At 63.9% G+C, this 18,101-nt stretch carries 18 protein-coding genes and 1 pseudogene; 10 read left to right on the forward strand and 9 right to left on the reverse strand.

Annotation, left to right across the window (positions count from 1 at the left end; genetic code table 11):
* Positions 1 to 39: 39 nt before the first annotated feature.
* The 4 genes and pseudogenes from ABIF91_RS18285 to ABIF91_RS18300 all read right to left on the reverse strand — a co-directional run bounded on the left by ABIF91_RS18285 (position 40) and on the right by ABIF91_RS18300 (position 3,663).
* A complete protein-coding gene (locus tag ABIF91_RS18285; RefSeq protein WP_028179518.1) occupies positions 40 to 1,170 on the reverse strand; it encodes an ABC transporter substrate-binding protein in 1,131 nt (376 codons plus the stop codon).
* 56 nt (positions 1,171 to 1,226) lie between these two features.
* Positions 1,227 to 2,105, reverse strand: coding sequence for a shikimate dehydrogenase (locus ABIF91_RS18290; protein WP_028179517.1), 879 nt, complete (start codon positions 2,103 to 2,105; stop codon positions 1,227 to 1,229).
* A 132-nt stretch (positions 2,106 to 2,237) separates the two neighbouring features.
* Positions 2,238 to 3,174, reverse strand: a pseudogene (locus tag ABIF91_RS18295) (LysR family transcriptional regulator).
* 312 nt (positions 3,175 to 3,486) lie between these two features.
* Positions 3,487 to 3,663, reverse strand: a complete 177-nt coding sequence (locus tag ABIF91_RS18300; protein ID WP_035679652.1) for a hypothetical protein — start codon at positions 3,661 to 3,663, stop codon at positions 3,487 to 3,489.
* A 167-nt stretch (positions 3,664 to 3,830) separates the two neighbouring features.
* Between ABIF91_RS18300 and ABIF91_RS18305 the strand changes: the two genes are divergently transcribed.
* The 7 genes from ABIF91_RS18305 (at position 3,831) to ABIF91_RS18335 (ending at position 9,145) form a co-directional block, all read left to right on the forward strand.
* The gene (locus tag ABIF91_RS18305; protein WP_028179516.1) at positions 3,831 to 4,559 is read left to right on the forward strand and encodes a helix-turn-helix transcriptional regulator; all 729 of its coding nucleotides are present in this window, start codon (positions 3,831 to 3,833) and stop codon (positions 4,557 to 4,559) included.
* Between the two features lie 81 nt (positions 4,560 to 4,640).
* Positions 4,641 to 5,300, forward strand: coding sequence for an acyl-homoserine-lactone synthase (locus ABIF91_RS18310; protein WP_028179515.1), 660 nt, complete (start codon positions 4,641 to 4,643; stop codon positions 5,298 to 5,300).
* A gap of 1 nt (position 5,301) precedes the next feature.
* On the forward strand, positions 5,302 to 5,520 hold the full coding sequence (locus ABIF91_RS18315) for a hypothetical protein (RefSeq protein WP_028179514.1): 219 nt from the start codon (positions 5,302 to 5,304) through the stop codon (positions 5,518 to 5,520).
* A 300-nt stretch (positions 5,521 to 5,820) separates the two neighbouring features.
* On the forward strand, positions 5,821 to 6,738 hold the full coding sequence (locus tag ABIF91_RS18320; protein ID WP_028179513.1) for a branched-chain amino acid ABC transporter permease: 918 nt from the start codon (positions 5,821 to 5,823) through the stop codon (positions 6,736 to 6,738).
* On the forward strand, positions 6,735 to 7,679 hold the full coding sequence (locus tag ABIF91_RS18325) for a branched-chain amino acid ABC transporter permease (protein WP_028179512.1): 945 nt from the start codon (positions 6,735 to 6,737) through the stop codon (positions 7,677 to 7,679). Before ABIF91_RS18320 ends, ABIF91_RS18325 begins: the two co-directional genes overlap by 4 nt.
* A complete protein-coding gene (locus tag ABIF91_RS18330; protein WP_028179511.1) occupies positions 7,672 to 8,439 on the forward strand; it encodes an ABC transporter ATP-binding protein in 768 nt (255 codons plus the stop codon). The genes ABIF91_RS18325 and ABIF91_RS18330 overlap by 8 nt, the downstream gene beginning before the upstream one ends.
* The gene (locus ABIF91_RS18335) at positions 8,432 to 9,145 is read left to right on the forward strand and encodes an ABC transporter ATP-binding protein (protein ID WP_028179510.1); all 714 of its coding nucleotides are present in this window, start codon (positions 8,432 to 8,434) and stop codon (positions 9,143 to 9,145) included. Before ABIF91_RS18330 ends, ABIF91_RS18335 begins: the two co-directional genes overlap by 8 nt.
* A gap of 589 nt (positions 9,146 to 9,734) precedes the next feature.
* Here the strand turns inward: ABIF91_RS18335 and ABIF91_RS18340 are convergent.
* The gene (locus ABIF91_RS18340; RefSeq protein WP_028179509.1) at positions 9,735 to 11,171 is read right to left on the reverse strand and encodes a glutamine synthetase family protein; all 1,437 of its coding nucleotides are present in this window, start codon (positions 11,169 to 11,171) and stop codon (positions 9,735 to 9,737) included.
* 223 nt (positions 11,172 to 11,394) lie between these two features.
* Between ABIF91_RS18340 and ABIF91_RS18345 the strand changes: the two genes are divergently transcribed.
* A protein-coding gene (locus ABIF91_RS18345) for an IS3-like element ISRj2 family transposase (protein ID WP_129557670.1) occupies positions 11,395 to 12,524 on the forward strand; the annotation gives its coding sequence in 2 pieces (ribosomal slippage) (positions 11,395 to 11,647 and positions 11,647 to 12,524; 1,131 coding nt in all).
* Positions 12,525 to 12,845: 321 nt separating this feature from the next.
* On the opposite strand, the gene ABIF91_RS18350 is transcribed toward ABIF91_RS18345, so the two are convergent.
* Positions 12,846 to 13,280, reverse strand: a complete 435-nt coding sequence (locus ABIF91_RS18350) for a VOC family protein (protein ID WP_028182385.1) — start codon at positions 13,278 to 13,280, stop codon at positions 12,846 to 12,848.
* A 74-nt stretch (positions 13,281 to 13,354) separates the two neighbouring features.
* On the reverse strand, positions 13,355 to 14,188 hold the full coding sequence (locus ABIF91_RS18355) for a helix-turn-helix domain-containing protein (RefSeq protein ID WP_028182384.1): 834 nt from the start codon (positions 14,186 to 14,188) through the stop codon (positions 13,355 to 13,357).
* A 262-nt stretch (positions 14,189 to 14,450) separates the two neighbouring features.
* Between ABIF91_RS18355 and ABIF91_RS18360 the strand changes: the two genes are divergently transcribed.
* Positions 14,451 to 14,783: a PRC-barrel domain-containing protein gene (locus ABIF91_RS18360; protein ID WP_050995231.1), complete on the forward strand. Its 333-nt coding sequence runs from the start codon at positions 14,451 to 14,453 to the stop codon at positions 14,781 to 14,783.
* A 227-nt stretch (positions 14,784 to 15,010) separates the two neighbouring features.
* Here ABIF91_RS18360 and ABIF91_RS18365 read toward each other — a convergent pair whose 3' ends face one another.
* On the reverse strand, positions 15,011 to 15,406 hold the full coding sequence (locus ABIF91_RS18365) for a group II truncated hemoglobin (RefSeq protein WP_028179035.1): 396 nt from the start codon (positions 15,404 to 15,406) through the stop codon (positions 15,011 to 15,013).
* A 4-nt stretch (positions 15,407 to 15,410) separates the two neighbouring features.
* Positions 15,411 to 16,319, reverse strand: coding sequence for a helix-turn-helix transcriptional regulator (locus tag ABIF91_RS18370; protein ID WP_028179034.1), 909 nt, complete (start codon positions 16,317 to 16,319; stop codon positions 15,411 to 15,413).
* 136 nt (positions 16,320 to 16,455) lie between these two features.
* Between ABIF91_RS18370 and ABIF91_RS18375 the strand changes: the two genes are divergently transcribed.
* A complete protein-coding gene (locus ABIF91_RS18375) occupies positions 16,456 to 17,997 on the forward strand; it encodes a benzoate-CoA ligase family protein (protein WP_028179033.1) in 1,542 nt (513 codons plus the stop codon).
* Positions 17,998 to 18,101: the final 104 nt, after the last annotated feature.

The raw sequence follows: 18,101 nt of genomic DNA on the forward strand, positions 1-18,101 counted from the left end.
CCTCTCGCTTTCCCCGCAAGCGGGGAGAGGCGAAGAACCTCATTTCACCTTCGGCAGCACCTGCTTCACGACCTGCTTGCCTTCCACGACCTCGACCAGAAAGCTCTGACGGTCGATGTCGCCGGTATCGCTGAAGGTGACGTCCATCAGGATGCCCGGCTCGTCCGCGGCCTTGATGGTCAGGCCGTGCAGCGTATCGGCGAACTTCTTGGGGTCGATCTTGCCCATCTTCTCGGTGGTGGCCTTCACCATATAGACGGCGAGATAGCCCTTCAGGCCGTTGTGGTCCGGCACGTAATTGTACTTCTTGGAGAATTTCTCGCGGAACGCCTTGATCAGATCGACCGGGGCATCCGTGGTGAGGCCGACATGGCCACGGGCGCCGTTGGCGGCATCGCCGGCGAGATCGATCACCTTCTGGCCGATCAGCGTGGTCTCGCCCATCAGCGGCACAGTGACGCCCTGCCGCTTCAGCTCCTTGAGGATGCGCGCGCTCTCTTCTTCGTTGAGATACACGAACACGGCGTCCGGGTTGGCGGCCTTGATCTTGCCGACGTCGGCCGCGAAATCGGCCTGGCCCGCCTCGGTCGAGAGATCGGCCACCACTTTGGAGCCGAGCCGGTCGAGCTCCTTGACGACGACGTCGCGGCCGCCGCGGCCAAAATCGTTGTTGACCCAGACCACGGCCACCGACTTCGCCTTCATCTCGTCGTGGATGTATTTCGCGACCTTCGGCATCGAGGATTGCTGGCCGAACGAAGTGCGGAACAGGTACTTGTTGCCTTGTTGCGTCAGCTCGGCGGCCTCGCCACCCATGATCTGCGCGATGCCGGCCTCGGCGGCGAGCGGCGCGGTGACCTTCACCGAGCCGGAATAGCCGGGCCCGAGCAGCACATAGGGCTCGGCGTCGAGCGCCTTCTGCACCTGCGCGCGGGCGACGCCGGGGTTGGACTGCGAGTCGGCGTGGGTGACCTCCAGCTTGCGGCCGAGCACGCCGCCCTTGGCGTTGATCTCCTCGATCGCGAGGTCGATGCCGTTCTTCCAGTTGGTTCCGACGGTGGCGCCGCCGCCGGACAGCTCGGCGACGTTGGCGAGCTTGATCGCCTGGGCGTGGGCGCTCGTTGCGGTCATGATGGTGAACAGCGCGCCCACCAATAGCGTTGATTTCATCGTCCTCTCCTCCCGTTTCGAATTTTGCAAGCGGCCTTGTGTCCGGCCGCTTTGCCTCAAGCTACCTGATAGGCGGCGCTGCGCGCAGCCATCACGGCATCAAAAGCCTCTCCCATGACTTCGGTCGATGGGGCAAGGCCGGTGAACAGTTCGAAGGCGTCCGCAGCCTGGTAGATTGCGAGCTCGCGCCCGGTCATGATCCGGGCGCCTTTCTCTCGCGCTGCAGCAAGCAGCGGCGTGATCAGCGGCGAATAGACGGCGTCGGCGACCCACAGGTCCGCCCTGAGCAGCGCCGCCGGTACCGGCGTGTCACGGCTCGGCAGCATGCCGACTGGCGTGCCGTTGACGAGACCGGTCGCGCCAACGAGCGCATCCTCGACGCTTCCAGCCACCCTCGCGCCGCCTTGCCCGGCGAGCAGCCCAGCGAGTTTCTCAGCGCGCGCCGGCTCGCTGTCGAAAATGCGGATGTCGGCGACTTTCAGGCTCGCCAGTGCGAACGCGATGGCCTTGCCAACGCCGCCGGCGCCAATCACCGCGACGGCATTTCCGGACGGCGCAAGCAGCGGCGCCACCGCCCGGGCGAAACCCGTGGTGTCGGTGTTGTGGCCGGTCAGCCGGCCATCTCCGACGACGACGGTGTTGACCGCGCCCATGCTGGCTGGGCCCGGCGCCAGCGCGTCGAGCAGCGGGACCACGGCCTCCTTGTAGGGGTAGGTGACATTGACGCCGGCGAAGCCGAGCCGCCGCACGCCTTCGAGCATCATGCGGAGCCCGGCCGCGTCGGCGCCGGCGACCTCGATGAGCTGGTAGTGACCGCGCAGGCCAAGCGCCTCGGCGGCGCGCTCATGCATGGCGGGGGACGCGGAATGCGCGATCGGCGCGCCGATCAGGCCGGTGAGAAGCTTCTTGCTGGCGGCGTATCCGCGCTTCGACATGGTTCGCCATCGTCTCGTTGGGAGCGTCCGGTCCCGGCCATTAGCGGGGAAAACCGCGCAATTCCAGCTGCGACGATAGCCTTTCCTCCGCCTAACACAATTACCCTTTTATCCGGCAAACCTAACATCATGTTATTTCTTCCGGCCCCGTGCCGAAACGGTCCTGCCGTTGCCGCGGGACGGCTCGACCGCGCGCATCTCCGTGCGCAGGGACTCGATGAAATACTCGGCATGCAGCGATAGCGGCGCGCCGCGCTTCACTGCGACATAGGTGTCGAACCGTGTCGGCTCGGTGATCTTCAACAGCGATCCCCGGATAGCCGCCATGGGCCACCGTGAACTGGTCGATGATGGCGATGCCGAGCCCCGCCTTCACTAGCGCGCAGACCGTGGTGCCGAAGCGCGCGCGGATGGTGATGTTGTAGTCGAGCCGGTTGCGCGCAAAGATCTCGGCCATGATCCGCCCGTAGGGATCGTTCGGGTCGATGCCGATCAGCGGATAGCGGGTGATCTCGGCGGCCGAGACCTGCTTGCGGCCGGCGAGCTCGTGACCCGGCGGCACGATGCAATAGAGCTCGCCCGAGGCAAGTGGCATGAAGTTGAGCCCGGAATGCTCCAGCCGGTAACTCATCGCGACGCACTCGCCGCGGCCGAGCAGAAGATAGTCGATGGCTTCCTCGAGCTTGAGGATGTTGATGTCGATGCCGAGATCGGGATAGCGGCGGCGGACGCGCTCGATCGCGCGCGGCACCATCACCTGCGAGATGCTCGGCACCGAGCCGATGCGCAACTCCGACAGGCCGCCGCGGCCGATCTTGGAGATGATCTCGGAGAGATCGTCGACCTTCTTGTAGACCCCGTTGATCTGCTCGAAGATGTTCTCGGCTTCCGGCGTCGGGAAGTAGCGCCCGTTCTGGCGCTGGAAGAAGCGGATGCCGAGCGAGCGTTCGGTGTATTTGACCAGACGGCTGATCCCCGGCGCCGACACGTTGAGCAGCTTCGCCGCACCGCCGATGGTGCCCGTCACCATCACGGCACGGATCACTTCAACCTGGCGTAACGTCATCATGGCCTTGGCATCCGAGAGACGATCGAGGCGGCGATCATCTCACGAGAGCCGTGATGTCATCCAGCGGCAAGTGTGTGTCGATGTGGCGGGAAGAGGCCAGTCGCTCTCGTGTCCCGGCTCTGCAGCGCATCGTCGAAGAGACGCTGCGCCGCGTCCGGGGCACGAGGGCGCGGCTAGGTGCTTCGATCTTCTCCAGCAGGAGAAGGCGAAGAACTTCCCGGTCTGAGTGTTTCGATTGGGTATGCACGTTCAAATGGAAGGGCCGCGTCGCGCGATCTGTTGCATCGGCGTCGTTTGTTGCAACTGCGATGGCTAGCTCGCCGGGCCCTCGGGCGATACGTTCTCGGCCGCCTCCGTGTGCTCGCTTTGCAGCACCTTCCGCGCGAACTCGATGATCTTCTGCTTGTTCGCCGTTTCGCGGACGGCAAAAAACACGCGGTTCAATTCCAGGCCGAGCACGCTGTTGAGGGCGATGTCCTCGTCTTCCATCATTGGTTTCCCGCTTAAGACATTTTAGGTGTATCGCGGCGTAAATTCTGCCACAAGTAGTTTAAATCTTCAGGGCAGATGGGCACCGGGAAACTACGGCCACAGCCATTTGAGGCAGTTCGCGGATACGTGCTATACGGAAGTGGCGAGGGTCAGGAAACGCACCGATGTCCGCCGTAGAATATGGCCGGGAGGCGCTCGACTTCATCGAAGGCCTGCAGGCCTACCGCAAGGTTCCAGAAGCCATGAATGCGCTTGAAGCGGCCTTTGGTCGCTTCGGCTTCGAAACCATCATCGTGACGGGATTGCCGAATCCCGACCAGCGGTTTGCACAGATGGTGCTTGCCAAGCGCTGGCCGGCGGGATGGTTCAGCCTCTACACCGAGAACAATTACGACCGCTACGATCCCGTGGTGCGGCTCTGCCGGCAGTCGGTCAATCCGTTCGAGTGGTCGGAAGCCCCCTATGATGCCGAGCTCGAGCCGAACGCAGCCGAGGTGATGAATCGCGCCAGCGAGTTTCGCATGTCGCGCGGTTTCATCGTGCCGATCCACGGGCTCACGGGCTATGAGGCCGCGGTGTCGCTTGGAGGCGTCCATCTCGACCTTAATCCCCGCAGCAAGCCGGCGCTGCACCTGATGGCGATGTATGGCTTCGATCACATCCGGCGTCTGCTCGAGCCGGTGCCACATCCGTCGACGCGCCTCACCCCGCGCGAGCGGGAGGTGATCGCCTGGGCCTCGCGGGGGAAGTCGGCCTGGGAGATCGGTGAGATCCTGCACATCACGCAGCGCACGGCCGAAGAGCATCTTGCAACTGCCGCGCGCAAGCTTGGCGCCGTCAACCGTACGCATGCGGTGGCGCTGGCAATTCGGAACAAGATCATCAATCCCTGAGCGCTGTACTGGGAAATTTCCAATACCGAATCCGCGCCTTTTCGCAGAGTCTGCCTCCATTGATGTTGAATGGGGGTTTTCATGATTCACGCAATTTCCGCGGTAAATCGCCACCTTTATGAAGACGTGATCGAGCAGCACTTCCGGCTGCGTCACGACATTTTCGTCGAGGAGCGGCGCTGGGAGACGCTGCGCAGGCCGGATGGCCGCGAGATCGATTCCTATGATGACGAGGACACCATCTATCTGCTGGCGCTGGAAGAGCGCCGCGTCGTCGGTGGTCATCGGCTCTACCCAACCACCAAGCCTTCGATGATGAGCGAGGTGTTCCCGCATCTGGCGGCGGTCCGCGGCTGCCCGGCCGATCCGCTGGTCTGGGAATGGTCGCGCTACTTCGTCGTGCGCGATCGCCGCGACGGCGCGCTCAACCTGCAACTGATGGTGGCGGTGCAGGAGTTCTGCCTCGATCAGGGAATCGCGCAGGTCAGCGCGATCATGGAGACGTGGTGGCTGCCGCGCTTCCACGAGGCCGGGTTCGTCGTCACGCCGCTCGGCCTGCCGGCCCTGGTGGAGAACGCATGGACCATGGCGGCGACCATCGACATTCGCCGCGAGACTCTCGATGCCCTGCATGATCGAATCGGCATGGCTTCCGTCGTGCAGCAAGACGGCCCGCGACTGGATGCCGTCGCCCGTGCCAACCTCTGCGGCTTCGCTGCCGCACAACGAAAGAGCGCCTGAGATGTCGAACATGATGCGGGACAGCCAGATCATGGCGCAAACGAAGGACGAAAATCTCGGCTACATGTCCGATATGGCGCTCGAGCTCGCGCAGATGGCGGAAGACGCCGGGTTGGCGACGCTCGCCTATCTGTTCCGGATGGCAGCGCTCGAAGCCACGACGGCCAACAGCGGGCTCGCCGAACCCGATGATCTACCCCGGCAGATGATGTCGCACTAGGCTTCCCCTGCACTCCGACAAATTTGCACCCTCTCGTCCGTCCGCCGGCGAGAGGGTGATCGCTTGGGTGCGGCAGGTTGCCCCAGCCTGCGCGGCAGCCTTCTTGCAAGGGTCGATCTCGATCTCGATCGCATGCATCGGCATGCAACAAAGTGCATGTTTGATGTCGAATCGCTCTTGCCTCGGAACGATACTGCCATTACCCATTTTTCGGCCTTGAAGAGGCAGGGGGAGCTCTTTCACTGATGGCGACATTGCTCGAACATCGGCGCGACGCTGCGTGCGCCTGAAAGAGTCTTGATGCTGCTTGTCGTCGAACAGTTCCTGAACGGATTGCAGTTTGGCCTGCTGCTGTTCCTGCTCGCCGCCGGCCTGACGCTGGTGTTCGGGATCATGGATCTCGTCAACCTCGCGCACGGCTCGCTCTATATGATGGGGGCCTATTTCGCCGCGACCTTTGCCGCCTGGACCGGCAGCTTCCTGCTCGGCGCGCTGATGGCGCTGGGGGCCACGCTGGTGCTCGGTATCGTGCTGGAGGTGACCGCGCTGCGGCATCTCTACGGCCGCGACCATCTCGACCACGTGCTCGCGACCTTCGGCCTGATCCTGTTCTTCAACGAAGCCGTGCGGCTGATCTGGGGCCCGGCCGGCCTTGCGCTGCCGCTGCCGGCCTGGCTCACTGTGCCGGTGCCGATCCTGCCCGGCATTCACTATCCCGCCTATCGCCTCGCCATCATCGTGGTGGCCTTGCTGGTCGCGCTGCTGCTCTATCTCGGCGTGATGCGCACCCGCATCGGCATGCTGATCCGGGCCGGCGCCTCCAATCGCGAGATGATCGGTGCGCTCGGCATCAACATCAAGCTGCTCTATACGCTGGTGTTCGGTTTGGGAGCCGCGCTCGCGGGCCTTGCCGGCCTGATGCAGGCGCCGATCCTGACCGTGCAGATCGGCATGGGCGAGAACATCCTGATCCTCGCCTTCGTCATCATCGTGATCGGCGGCATCGGCTCGATCCGCGGCGCGTTTCTCGCCGCGATCTTCGTCGGCATGATCGACACGCTCGGCCGCGCCTTCCTGCCGAACCTGTTGCGGCAGGTGCTGAGCGGCGCCGCTGCCTCCACCGCCGCGCCGGCGCTGTCGTCCATGCTGATCTACCTCGTGATGGCGATCGTGCTGGTGGTGCGGCCGGAGGGGCTGTTTCCGGCCAATCGTCGATGAAGGCTTTCACGGTGAGCAAGGCCGTCACGGCCCTCTTGCTGGCGGGCCTCGTGCTGCTGCCGCTCTATTCGCAGCTCTCCGGCAACATCTTCATCCTGACGTTGTTCACCCGCATCATCATCCTGGCGCTGGCGGCTGCGAGCCTCAACCTGATCATGGGTTTTGGCGGCATGATGAGCTTTGGTCACGCCGCCTATCTCGGCATCGGCGGTTACGCGGTCGGCATGCTCGCTCAGGAGGGCGTGGGAAGCGGCTTCATCCAGTTTCCGGTCGCGCTCGCCGCCTCCGCCATTTACGCGCTCGTGATCGGCGCGCTCTCGCTGCGCACGCGCGGCGTCTACTTCATCATGATCACGCTTGCCTTCGCCCAGATGGCCTATTACGTCGCCTCGGGGCTGGCGCGTTACGGCGGCGATGACGGCCTCACCATCTACAAGCGCAGCGACTTCTCCGGCCTGATCGATCTCGGCAATCGCGTGCAGTTCTACTATCTCTGCCTTGCCTGCCTGTTCGGCGTCATCTTCCTGATCTGGCGCATCGTCAATTCGCGCTTCGGCCTCGTCGTGCAGGGCCTGCGTTCCAACGAGCAGCGCATGCAGGCGATCGGCTTCCCGGCCAAGCGCTACCAGCTGGTCTGCTTCGTCATCTCCGGCACCATGTGCGGCCTTGCCGGCGCGCTGCTCGCCAACAACACCGATTTCGTCAGCCCGGCCGTGATGTACTGGACGCGTTCCGGCGACCTCATGGTGATGGTGATCCTCGGCGGCATGGGCACGCTGTTCGGCCCGGTCATGGGCGCCGTGGTGTTCCTGCTGCTGGAAGAGTTCTTGTCCCAGATCACCGAATATTGGGCGCTGATCATGGGTCCGCTGTTGCTGCTGATCGTCCTGTTCGGGCGCGGCGGCATCATGGGCGCGCTGGGGAGGGCTGGCCGTGGCTGAACCCTTGCTCCGCGTCGAAAAGCTGGTGCGTCGCTTCGGCGGCATCATCGCGACGGATCACGTCTCGCTCGACGTCGCGGAAGGCGAGCTGCACGCCATCATCGGCCCGAACGGCGCCGGCAAGACCACGCTGATCAGTCAGCTCACCGGACATCTCTCCCCGCATTCCGGTCGCGTTTTGCTCGGTGGCCGCGACATCACCGATCTGCCGGCCTATCGCCGCTGTGCGCTCGGGCTCGCGCGTTCGTTCCAGATCACCTCGCTGCTGCTTGACTTCACCGCCGCCGACAATGTCGCGCTGGCGGCGCAGGCGCATGCCGGAACTTCGTTCCGCTTCTTCGCCAACGCGCGCAAGGAGAAGGGCCTGCGCGATGCCGCCCATGCGGCGCTCGATCGCGTCGGGCTAGCGCATCGCGCCGACGTCGTGGTGAACAGGCTCAGCCATGGCGAGCGGCGCGAGCTGGAGCTTGCCGTCGCGCTCGCCAGCAAGCCGAAATTGCTGCTGCTGGATGAGCCGATGGCCGGCCTCGGCGTCACTGAATCCCAGCGCATGGTGAAGCTGCTCCAGGAGCTGCGGAAGGAAGTGTCGATCGTGCTGGTCGAGCACGACATGCCGGCGGTGTTCGCGCTTGCCGATCGCATCTCGGTGCTGGTCTATGGCCGCGTCATCGCCTCCGGCGATCCGGCCGCGATCCGCCAGAACGAGGACGTCAGGCGCGCCTATCTCGGCGATCAGCATGTGGTGACGCATCATGGCTGACACATTGCTCGACGTCGAAGGCATCGAGACCTGCTACGGCCTGTCCCAGGTGCTGTTCGGCCTGTCGCTGTCGATCAAGCCGGGCGAGATGGTCTCGCTGATGGGCCGCAACGGCATGGGCAAGACCACCACCATCCGCTCGATCATGGGCCTGACGCCGGCACGCGCGGGCGCGATCCGTTTCGCTGACGCCGAGGTGCGACAGCTTCCGTCCTACAGGATTGCAAAGCTCGGCGTAGGCCTTGTTCCTGAGGGGCGCCAGATCTTCCCGAACCTCACCGTGCGCGAAAATCTGGTGGCCGCCGCCGCGGACCGCTTTGGTAGCAGCAATCCGTGGACGCTGGCTGCGATCTACGTGATGTTTCCGCGCCTCGCCGAGCGCGCCTCCAACATGGGCAACCAGCTCTCCGGCGGCGAGCAGCAGATGCTCGCGATCAGCCGCGCATTGATGACCAATCCGAAGCTTCTCATTCTGGACGAGGCAACCGAGGGCCTTGCGCCGCTGATCCGGGAAGAAATCTGGAGCTGCCTGTCGCTGCTCAAGAGCCGGGGACAGTCGATCCTGGTCGTCGACAAGAACGTCGACCATCTCGCCCGCATCTGCGACCGCCACTACATCATCGAGCGCGGCAGGACGGTGTGGAGCGGCACGTCCGACGAACTCGTGGCCGAGCCGGATCTGCAGCACAAATACCTGGGGATCTAGCGCTTCAACCGGCGAGGTGAGGTGTGGAATGCTCAGTGTCGTCCTGGTGAAGGCCAGGATCCATACCGCGTGACCTATCGGCTGGAGTCGGTATCAGGGCCGGATGAGGAGTCTTCGCCAAACGTCCCCTTGGGGTAATGCGTCCCGGCCTTCGCCTGGATGACATTCGTCATCACCAATAGATCCTGTGGTGGTGCAGCTCACGGATCACCCGCGCCTCGGTCGATGACTGCCGACGCTTCGGCTTGGCGATTTCGGTCTTGGTCGCTTCCCGTGTGGCCGCATGCGGCGGCCGGCTAACGTGCGAGGCGATGCGCGCCGATCTCGATCAGGGTGGTCCGACAGGACAAGCGATAGATCAGGCTGAAAAATTGATCCCACATGACCGAACTCCGTTGTTGATCATGGATTCAGGTATAGGCCGCGTGTCTTTCCGGCGGTTTTCGCGGGATGAGGAAAATGGCTTCGTCCGGAATGGCGCGATGTCGTCGGAACATTCCGGAAGAAGTCGCCTCACGGGAGCGTGAAGCAATGCACCGGTTCGAGCTGGCTGAAGCAGGCCATCGGTGCCGGATTGGGCCGGACTGGCTCAAAACATCTCGAAATACTCGCGATGCTCCCAGTCCGTCACCTCGGACAGGAAGCGATCGATCTCGGCGTTCTTGATGTGGGTGTAGTAGTCGACGAATTCGGCCCCGAGCTTCTCGCGGAAGAAGGGATCGTCTTTCAGCGCGGCGACCGCATCGCGCAGCGATTTCGGCAATGGCGGCGCTTTGGTCTCGTAGGGCGTGTCGGCCGAAGGGCCGGGGTCGAGCTTGCGGTCGACGCCGTCGAGACCCGAGAGAATCTGCGAGGCCATGTAGAGATAGGGATTGGCGGCGGGCTCGCCGATGCGGTTCTCCAGGCGCGTTGCGGCATCGCCGGCGCCTCCGAGCACGCGGATCATCACGCCGCGATTGTCACGGCCCCAGATCGCACGGTCCGGCGCCAGCGAATAGGAGCGGTAGCGCTTATAGCCGTTGATGGTCGGGGTGGTGAACACCGTCGATGCGCGGGCGTGATCGAGCAGGCCGGCGAGATAAGCGCGCCCGAACGCGCTGAGCGGCTCGCCACCGTCTTCTGCCATGAAGAAATTGTCGCCGCTCGCGCGCGAGACGATCGACTGATGCAGGTGCCAGCCGCTCGCGAACACGTTCGGCAGTTTCGGCCGGCACATGAAGGTGGCGTGATAGCCGTGGCGGCGCGCGATCTGCTTCACGGCGCTGCGAAACAGCACCATGTTGTCGGCGGCTTCCAGGCCCTTCTTCGGCGCGAAGGTGAACTCGCACTGGCTCGGCCCGAACTCGACCTCGACCGACCGCAACGGAAGCCCGAGCGCCACGATGTCACGCCGCAAAATCTCCAGCACCGGCTCCATCTGATCGAAACGCTGCTCGGTGAGATATTGATAGCCGTGGCTGAGCAGGCTCACCGAGGGCGGCGTGCCGGGCTGGCCGGCATCCTCTGCCCGCATATGCGGGTCGTCGAGCTTGAAGATGTGGAATTCCACTTCCAGCCCTGCGACGAAGTCGTAACCGCGTGCGCCGAGTTCATCGAGCACGCGCTTGTACAGCCCCCGCGTCGCGAACGGCACCGGTCGGCCATCGTTGAAATAGAGATCGCACAGCACCCAGCCCGTCGCCGGGGCCCACGGCAAGACGCGAAACGTGGCGGGGTCGGCGACCATCAGCACGTCGGCGGCGCCCTCCATCTCCTTCATGCCGAAGCCGCCGCCTGCCGTGAACACGGGGAATACCGTGCGGTGCGAGCTGTCCTTCGCGAGCATGGTCGTGGTGATGGAGCAGCCGTTCTCCAGCGAAGCGATCGCCTCGGCGGCGACGATCGTCTTGCCGCGCAAGATGCCGTGCTGGTCGGGGAAGGCGAGGCGGATGACCTCGAGGTTCCTCTCCTCGACGATGCGGCGCATGCGCTGAGCTGCGTCCCTCTGCCCATCCGACCACAGCCCGTGACGCGCGACGAAAGTCACTTTGGTTGCTCCCTGCTAACTTGTCATTCCGGGTTCGATGCTATCGCATCGCTCCGGAATGACGATGCCCCAAAAAATCACTCCGCCGCCGTCAGCCGATGCACCTCGCCGGCGATCTCCTTCGGCACCGGCGCAAGAGCTGGCCCCGCAAATTCGGACAGTAGCTTGAGTGGATTTTCTGCCTGACAGCGGCGAGGATTCTTGCTGCGAATCAGGAGCGAAGATGACGAAGAAGAGCCGCCGGACGCATTCTCCGGCATTCAAGGCGAAGGTTGCTTTGGCTGCGGTCAAAGGCGACAAGACACTGGCGGAGCTGGCGCAACTGTTTGATGTTCATCCGAACCAGATCACGATCTGGAAAAACCAGCTCCTGGAAGGCGCCGCCGGCGTGTTTGGGCATGACAAGACATCGGCCGAGACGCCGGTCGATTTGAAGGCGTTACATGCCAAGATCGGCGAGCTGGCGTTGGAAAACGATTTTTTGTCCGGCGCGCTCACCAAGGCGGGCCTGCTGAGCGCAAAGCGATGATCGACCGCGATCATGATCTTTCTATCGTGCGCCAGGCGAAGGTCCTGAAGCTGGCTCGCAGCACGGTCTACTATGAACCTCGGCCAGTTTCGGCCGAGGACCTTGCCTTGATGCGTCGGCTCGATGAGCTGCATCTCGATTATCCCTTCGCGGGAGCGCGTATGCTGCGATCGTTGCTGCGGCGGGAGGGCGTATACGCCGGTCGCCGCCACATCGCGACGCTGATGAAGCGCATGGGGATCGAGGCGGTCTATCGTCGCCCGAACACGAGCAAGCCGGCTCCGGGTCACAAGATCTACCCGTACCTGTTGCGCGGATTGAAGATCGAGCGGCCCGACCATGCGTGGGCAATGGACATCACCTACATTCCGATGCGGCGTGGCTTCGTCTATCTCGCGGCGGTCGTCGATGTGTTCAGCCGACGGGTCCTGGCCCATCGCGTCTCGATCACAATGGAGGCGGCCTTCTGCGTCGAAGCGGTCCAGGAGGCGTTGGCGAAGCACGGCAGGCCCGAGATTTTCAACACGGATCAGGGCAGCCAGTTCACCAGCCTCGAGTTCACCGATGTGCTGCTGGACGCGAAGATCGCCATCAGCATGGACGGCAAGGGCGCCTGGCGCGACAACGTGTTTGTCGAGCGGCTCTGGCGCACGGTCAAATACGAAGAAGTTTATCTCCGCGCCTACGACAGCGTGTCCGAGGCGCGAGCGTCAATTGCCAAGTATCTGGCCTTCTACAATCAGGGACGCCCTCACTCGAGCCTTGACGGGCGCACGCCCGACGAGGCTTACTTCGGCACGCAAGCTATGGTGATGGCCGCATGACCGTCGCCGACGGTTTTGTCGTCGCTCTGGTCGGGCTACGCCCTCCCGACGCAACGACAAAACCGTAAAGCCCCGCGTTCAGCATAACCCGGCAGGAATCCACTTAAATCCAGCGGGGCGCTGTCCAAACAACCGGGGCCAGCTCTCAGTCCAGGGCGCGCCACGGCGGCGCTTGACGTCGACTTCCATCCAATAGGTCTCCCAGCCCCGCGTTGGCCCGATGCCCGCACGCTCGCGGCCGGTTCGGTCGTTTGACCTGATGACGCCTGCGGGGCGAATCTATCGGTTCCCCTCTCCGACCCTGTTGCAGCGGCCTTGCGATCAGCCCGGCAGCGGGTCTTCGTCGACCTTGGGCCAGTAGGTGCCGAAACTCCACAAACCTCCTTCGGGATCCCGCGCCGAAAAGTCCCGGCTGCCGTAATCGGTGTCGTGCAATTCCATCTCGATCCGAGCTCCGGATGCCTTCACCTTTGCGTAGAGCGCGTCGGGATCGTCAACGGCCAGATACACCGAGTCGGTCCTCTGTCCGTCGAGGTCTCCCACCCTTTTCCCATAGGCATCGGGGCGGTCTGCCCCGAGCATCAGGATGGATGTCCCGAACGACAATTCTGCATGCGCGATGATGTTCTCGCGCCTGTAGATTACGCGTTCGGTGAAGCCAAGCACGTCCGTCAGCCAGGCGATCATCGCCTCGGCATCCCTGCAGCGCAGTGTATGATACAGGCGCGGCGCTTCCTTCCCGATTGAGTCTGGCATGACTGTCTCCCGTGGGTTTCGCGCTCACCCTAGGTCAGCCGTCGTCCCGCGGCTTGAAGAAATGGGACCTGGACTTATCCGCCGGCCTCCCGCATCAGACGGGGATCCGTATGCGCCAGCCGCGCGGCCCAGCTGGTCGGCCTTTCGCCGCTGAATTCCCGGAACTCACGGGCAAGATGCGCCTGGTCGGCAAAGCCCGCTTCGAGTGCGATGCCGGCCCATCCGCACGCGCTCCCGCTGCGCGCCAATTCGCAGGCGCGGTGGAAGCGCAGCATCCGCGCCAGGGTCTTCGGTGAAACGCCGATCTCGTTCTGAAACCGCCGGGATAGATGCTTGCGGCTCCAGCCGATGTCGGTTGCGATCTCGGATATGCGCGCCGCGCCGGCGCTGCGCCAGAGACGGCCGATCGCCGCGGCGATCGCGGGAGAGGGTTCGTTCACTGTACGCTCGAGCACGAAAGTCTCGATGATCTCCAATCGTTGCCGCCACCCCTCTGCTTCCGCCACCCTCTCGCCGAGCTCTCGGCCGTCGCGGCCAAGCAAATCTCCGATATCGACCATGCGCGCCGTGAGGTCGGGCACGGCGCCGCCGTAGAACCGATAGGCGCCGAGCGGCGTGAAGTCGATCTGGATGCAGATGGCGCGGCCGTCGGATTCGATCTGCACCGGTCCGGGAAACAAGCCCGCCACAAAGCTCGGCTGGCTATCCGATCGACCGGGGGCGCGTCCGAGCGCGATGCGGAAGGGGGTTCCAAGATTGATGAGCAACGGCAGGGCCAACGGCGCGGCATGCCGAAAATTGGTCAGGCCGAGCCCACGCTCGCGGTAGCACGAGATCGACGAGACGACGTGCGCCATATGCGCGGGAACGGGCCGTCTGATGACTTCCGGCGCGGTGCTTGCGTCCATGGAGAAGCCTCCGTTGTCATGCACAGCTTAGCCGGACGACGGGATCGCACCAAGAGACAGAGTCGCTTCCGGCAGCATGTCGATGCGCTCGTAGAAGCGGTCGACCAGACGATCGCGTGCCGGCGCAGGAACCGATCACCAGCTTCCTGCCGTTGTTGCGGGAAGGCGCGGAGGCGGTGCGATCGCAGCTTCTGTAGTTGCTCCCGCCGCCTCGAAAACGATGCTATAATTGTCGCAAGCACAAGAGAACAGGGAGGACACCATGAGCCACACCATGGTTCCCAGTGATCGCGTGGAGCATGTCGCCGTCTACGGACGCGATGGCACAAAGCTCGGCACGATCGAGCGACTGATGCTGGACAAGATGAGCGGAACGGTCACTTATGCCGTGATCAAGACCGGCGGGCTGCTCGGTATGCGTCACCATTATCCGCTCCAGTGGAGCGCGCTGAAATACGATCCAGGACGGCAGGCTTTCCAGATCGAGCTGACGCTGGACGAGCTCAGCAGCGGCCCATGCGAATTCGATGGCGACGCGTTCGACTGGGGCGACCGCTCGCGGCCGTACCCGCATCCGCATTACTGGTCGATCTAAAGCGGAATGACTTTAGGTTGAATCGATCGCTGCGGCTCGCACACCTCTCCCGCAAACGAGAGAGGGAGTGCATCTCCGTCGCTACAGCAATCATGCCCCGTCTCGTCCCGCTTTAGGTGTTGTTTAAGCATGATCTTTTCGGAAAACCGCTGTGCACTTTTCCGGATCATGCTTTAGCGGCGTCGCAACTTCCGTAGGCGGGCCAAATGTCGGCAATACGGTCCCGATCAGTTCCGGTTGCGCATCCAATCGGCAAGACCGGATAGTGCCGCGTCGAGATCCTGCCGCGCGGCGCTATCTGTCACCGTCTCTTCCAGCGCGCCGCGCATGCAGAGCATCCACGCGTCGCGCTCGGCATCGCCGATAGCGAAGCCGATATGGCGCTGGCGCAGCCGCGGATGGCCCTTTTCCGGAGTGTAGAGTCTCGGCCCGCCCGTCCATTCGGTGAGATAGCGCTTCAAGACGTCCCTGATCAGGCCGAGATCGTCCGCATGCATCGCGCGGATGACCTTCGCCTCCGGCAGCCTGTCCATGCGATCGTAGAAGCGATCGACCAGAAGGTCGATCGTGGCGCTGCCGCCGATCCGCTCGAACACGGAGGTGGTGACGTCGGTGGAACTCATCTCTCTACAGCGCCACACTCCGCAGCCCGAAGCTGCGCGCCTCGTTCTGCAGCACTGGCCGCACCGCATCGATCAGCCGTGCAGCAGCTGCATCGACCGAAAGCCCTGCCGTATCCACCACCGCCGTCGCGCGCGAATACAGCGGCTCGCGGCTGAGCAGGATGTTGCGCAGCTCCGCCATTGCGGAGCGATCGTCCGCCATCGGGCGCAGATCGCCCTGGCGGCGGACGCGAGCCATGTGCTCCTCGGGCTCGGCCTTCAGCCAGATCGTGTAGAACGAGGTCAGGACCTGGTCGAAGGTCAGGGGCTCGGAGACGATGCCGCCGCCGGTTGCGAGCACCATCAACTCGTTGCGCGCGAGCAGCTGTTGCAGCGCCGCCTGCTCCATGCGGCGGAAGCCTTCCTGGCCGTAGAGCGCGATGATCTCGGCGACCGAGAGGCCGTTCTGCTGCTCGACTTCCTTGTTGAGCTCGACGAAACTCCAGCCGATCTTCTTCGCCAGGATCTTGCCGAGCGTGGACTTGCCGGCGCCGCGCAGGCCAATCAGCGCGATGCCGCAGAATGGTGCGCGCCGTGGCGCGGAGGCGCTGCCGCCGGCGAGCAGATCCTTGGCCTGTGCGATCTGCGCCGGCGTCGCCTTGCGCAGGAGGTCGCGAAACATCTGCCAGTCCGGCGTCGGATCGGCCGAGGGAAGCAAATCTTCGAGGTGCGCGCCCATCGCGTCCGAGACGCGGCGCAGCAGCACGATGGAGACATTGCCTTTGCCGCTTTCGAGCTGCGCGATGTAGCGCTCCGAAATCCCCGATACCTTGGCGAGCACCTTGCGCGACATGCCGCGCAATGCGCGCATGGTGCGCACACGCTGGCCGAGCTGTTCGAGGAAGCGGGATTCGGCGTCGGGACTTTCGGTCATGAGCCTTCTTTACGGATGTCCTCTTGAAGGAAGTCCTACGGCGCGCTTTAATGAAACATAATGCCAGTTGGCATTGACAGCAAGCCGCCGTGGTGTCTTTCTATGAATTATAATTCTAAATTCGGGGGAGATGTTCGTGAGCGAGGGATCCTACAACGCGGTGACCTGGCTGCTCGACCGTAACGTCGAGGAAGGCCGCGCCAGCAAGCTCGCCTTCGACGACACCGTCTCGCGGCTCACCTATGGCGAGCTCTCGCGCGAGACCCGGCGCGCTGCCAACATGCTGCGCCGGCTTGGCGTCCGCCGCGAGGAGCGCGTGGCGATGATCATGCTGGATACCATCGATTTCCCGATCGTGTTCCTGGGCGCGATCCGCGCCGGCATCGTGCCGGTGCCGCTCAACACGCTGCTGACCGCGGACCAGTACGCTTACATCCTCGCCGACTGCCGCGCGCGCGTGCTGTTCGTGTCCGAAGCGCTCTATCCCGTCATCAAGGACGTCGTCGGCCGGATGCCCGATCTCGAGCATGTCGTGGTCTCCGGTGCCAAGCAGAACGGCCACAGGCAGCTCGCCGAGGAGCTCTCAGGCGAGAGCGACCGGTTCACCACTGCCGCGACGCATCCGGACGAGCCGGCGTTCTGGCTGTACTCGTCCGGCTCGACCGGCATGCCCAAGGGCGTGCGCCATCTGCACTCGAATTTGCAGGCGACGGCGGACACCTATGCGAAGCAGGTGCTTGGCATTCGCGAGAGCGATGTCTGTCTGTCAGCGGCAAAATTGTTCTTCGCCTACGGTCTCGGCAATGCGCTGACCTTCCCGATGTCGGTCGGCGCCAGCGTCATCCTCAACAGCGAGCGTCCGACGCCGGCCCGCATGTTCGACCTGATGAACCGCTACAATCCCTCGATCTTCTACGGCGTGCCGACGCTGTTCGCGGCGATGCTCAACGACGAGGCGATGAAAAGCGAGCGCTGTGGCAAGGCGTTGCGCATCTGCACCTCCGCCGGCGAGGCGCTGCCGGAATCGGTCGGCAACAGCTGGAAGGCGCGCTTCGGCGTCGACATCCTCGACGGCGTCGGCTCGACCGAGCTTCTGCACATTTTTCTCTCGAACGCGCCCGGCGACATCAAATACGGCTCCTCCGGCAAACCGGTGCCGGGCTACGCGGTGCGGCTCGTCAACGAGGCCGGGCAGGACGTTGCCGACGGCGAGGTCGGCGAGCTCCTGGTCGACGCGCCGTCCGCCGGCGAAGGCTACTGGAATCAGCGCCACAAGAGCCGCCGCACGTTCGAGGGACCGTGGACGCGCACCGGCGACAAATATGTCAGGGACGCCGAGGGTCGCTACACCTTCTGCGGCCGCGCCGACGACATGTTCAAGGTCTCCGGCATCTGGGTCTCACCCTTCGAGGTCGAGAGCGCGCTGATCACGCATCCGGCCGTGCTGGAAGCCGCCGTGGTGCCCGAGGCCGATCCGGAGGGGCTGTTGAAGCCGAAGGCCTTCGTCGTGCTGCGGCCGGGCGCGACAACGACGGACTTGCAGGAGACGCTCAAGGAGCACGTCAAGCAGAAGATCGGCCCATGGAAATATCCGCGCTGGATCGACGTTGTGGACTCGCTGCCGAAGACAGCGACGGGCAAGATCCAGCGGTTCAAGCTGCGGGAAGGGGCAAACTAGCAATAAGTCGTCATGGCCGGGCTTGACCCGGCCATCTACGTGCATCCGCGTTTGGAAAGGCGTGGATGCCCGGGTCAAGCCCGGGCATGACGACGGAGAGAGAA

The organism is Bradyrhizobium sp. USDA 241, assembly GCF_049739505.1.
GTDB lineage: Bacteria > Pseudomonadota > Alphaproteobacteria > Rhizobiales > Xanthobacteraceae > Bradyrhizobium > Bradyrhizobium liaoningense.

Coding starts and splice junctions, on each gene's coding strand:
- ABIF91_RS18285 (WP_028179518.1), bottom strand. CDS start 1,170: ATGAAATCAACGCTATTGGTGGGCGCGCTGTTCACCATCATGACCGCA.
- ABIF91_RS18290 (WP_028179517.1), bottom strand. CDS start 2,105: ATGTCGAAGCGCGGATACGCCGCCAGCAAGAAGCTTCTCACCGGCCTG.
- ABIF91_RS18300 (WP_035679652.1), bottom strand. CDS start 3,663: ATGGAAGACGAGGACATCGCCCTCAACAGCGTGCTCGGCCTGGAATTG.
- ABIF91_RS18305 (WP_028179516.1), top strand. CDS start 3,831: ATGTCCGCCGTAGAATATGGCCGGGAGGCGCTCGACTTCATCGAAGGC.
- ABIF91_RS18310 (WP_028179515.1), top strand. CDS start 4,641: ATGATTCACGCAATTTCCGCGGTAAATCGCCACCTTTATGAAGACGTG.
- ABIF91_RS18315 (WP_028179514.1), top strand. CDS start 5,302: ATGTCGAACATGATGCGGGACAGCCAGATCATGGCGCAAACGAAGGAC.
- ABIF91_RS18320 (WP_028179513.1), top strand. CDS start 5,821: ATGCTGCTTGTCGTCGAACAGTTCCTGAACGGATTGCAGTTTGGCCTG.
- ABIF91_RS18325 (WP_028179512.1), top strand. CDS start 6,735: ATGAAGGCTTTCACGGTGAGCAAGGCCGTCACGGCCCTCTTGCTGGCG.
- ABIF91_RS18335 (WP_028179510.1), top strand. CDS start 8,432: ATGGCTGACACATTGCTCGACGTCGAAGGCATCGAGACCTGCTACGGC.
- ABIF91_RS18350 (WP_028182385.1), bottom strand. CDS start 13,280: ATGCCAGACTCAATCGGGAAGGAAGCGCCGCGCCTGTATCATACACTG.
- ABIF91_RS18355 (WP_028182384.1), bottom strand. CDS start 14,188: ATGGACGCAAGCACCGCGCCGGAAGTCATCAGACGGCCCGTTCCCGCG.
- ABIF91_RS18360 (WP_050995231.1), top strand. CDS start 14,451: ATGAGCCACACCATGGTTCCCAGTGATCGCGTGGAGCATGTCGCCGTC.
- ABIF91_RS18365 (WP_028179035.1), bottom strand. CDS start 15,406: ATGAGTTCCACCGACGTCACCACCTCCGTGTTCGAGCGGATCGGCGGC.
- ABIF91_RS18370 (WP_028179034.1), bottom strand. CDS start 16,319: ATGACCGAAAGTCCCGACGCCGAATCCCGCTTCCTCGAACAGCTCGGC.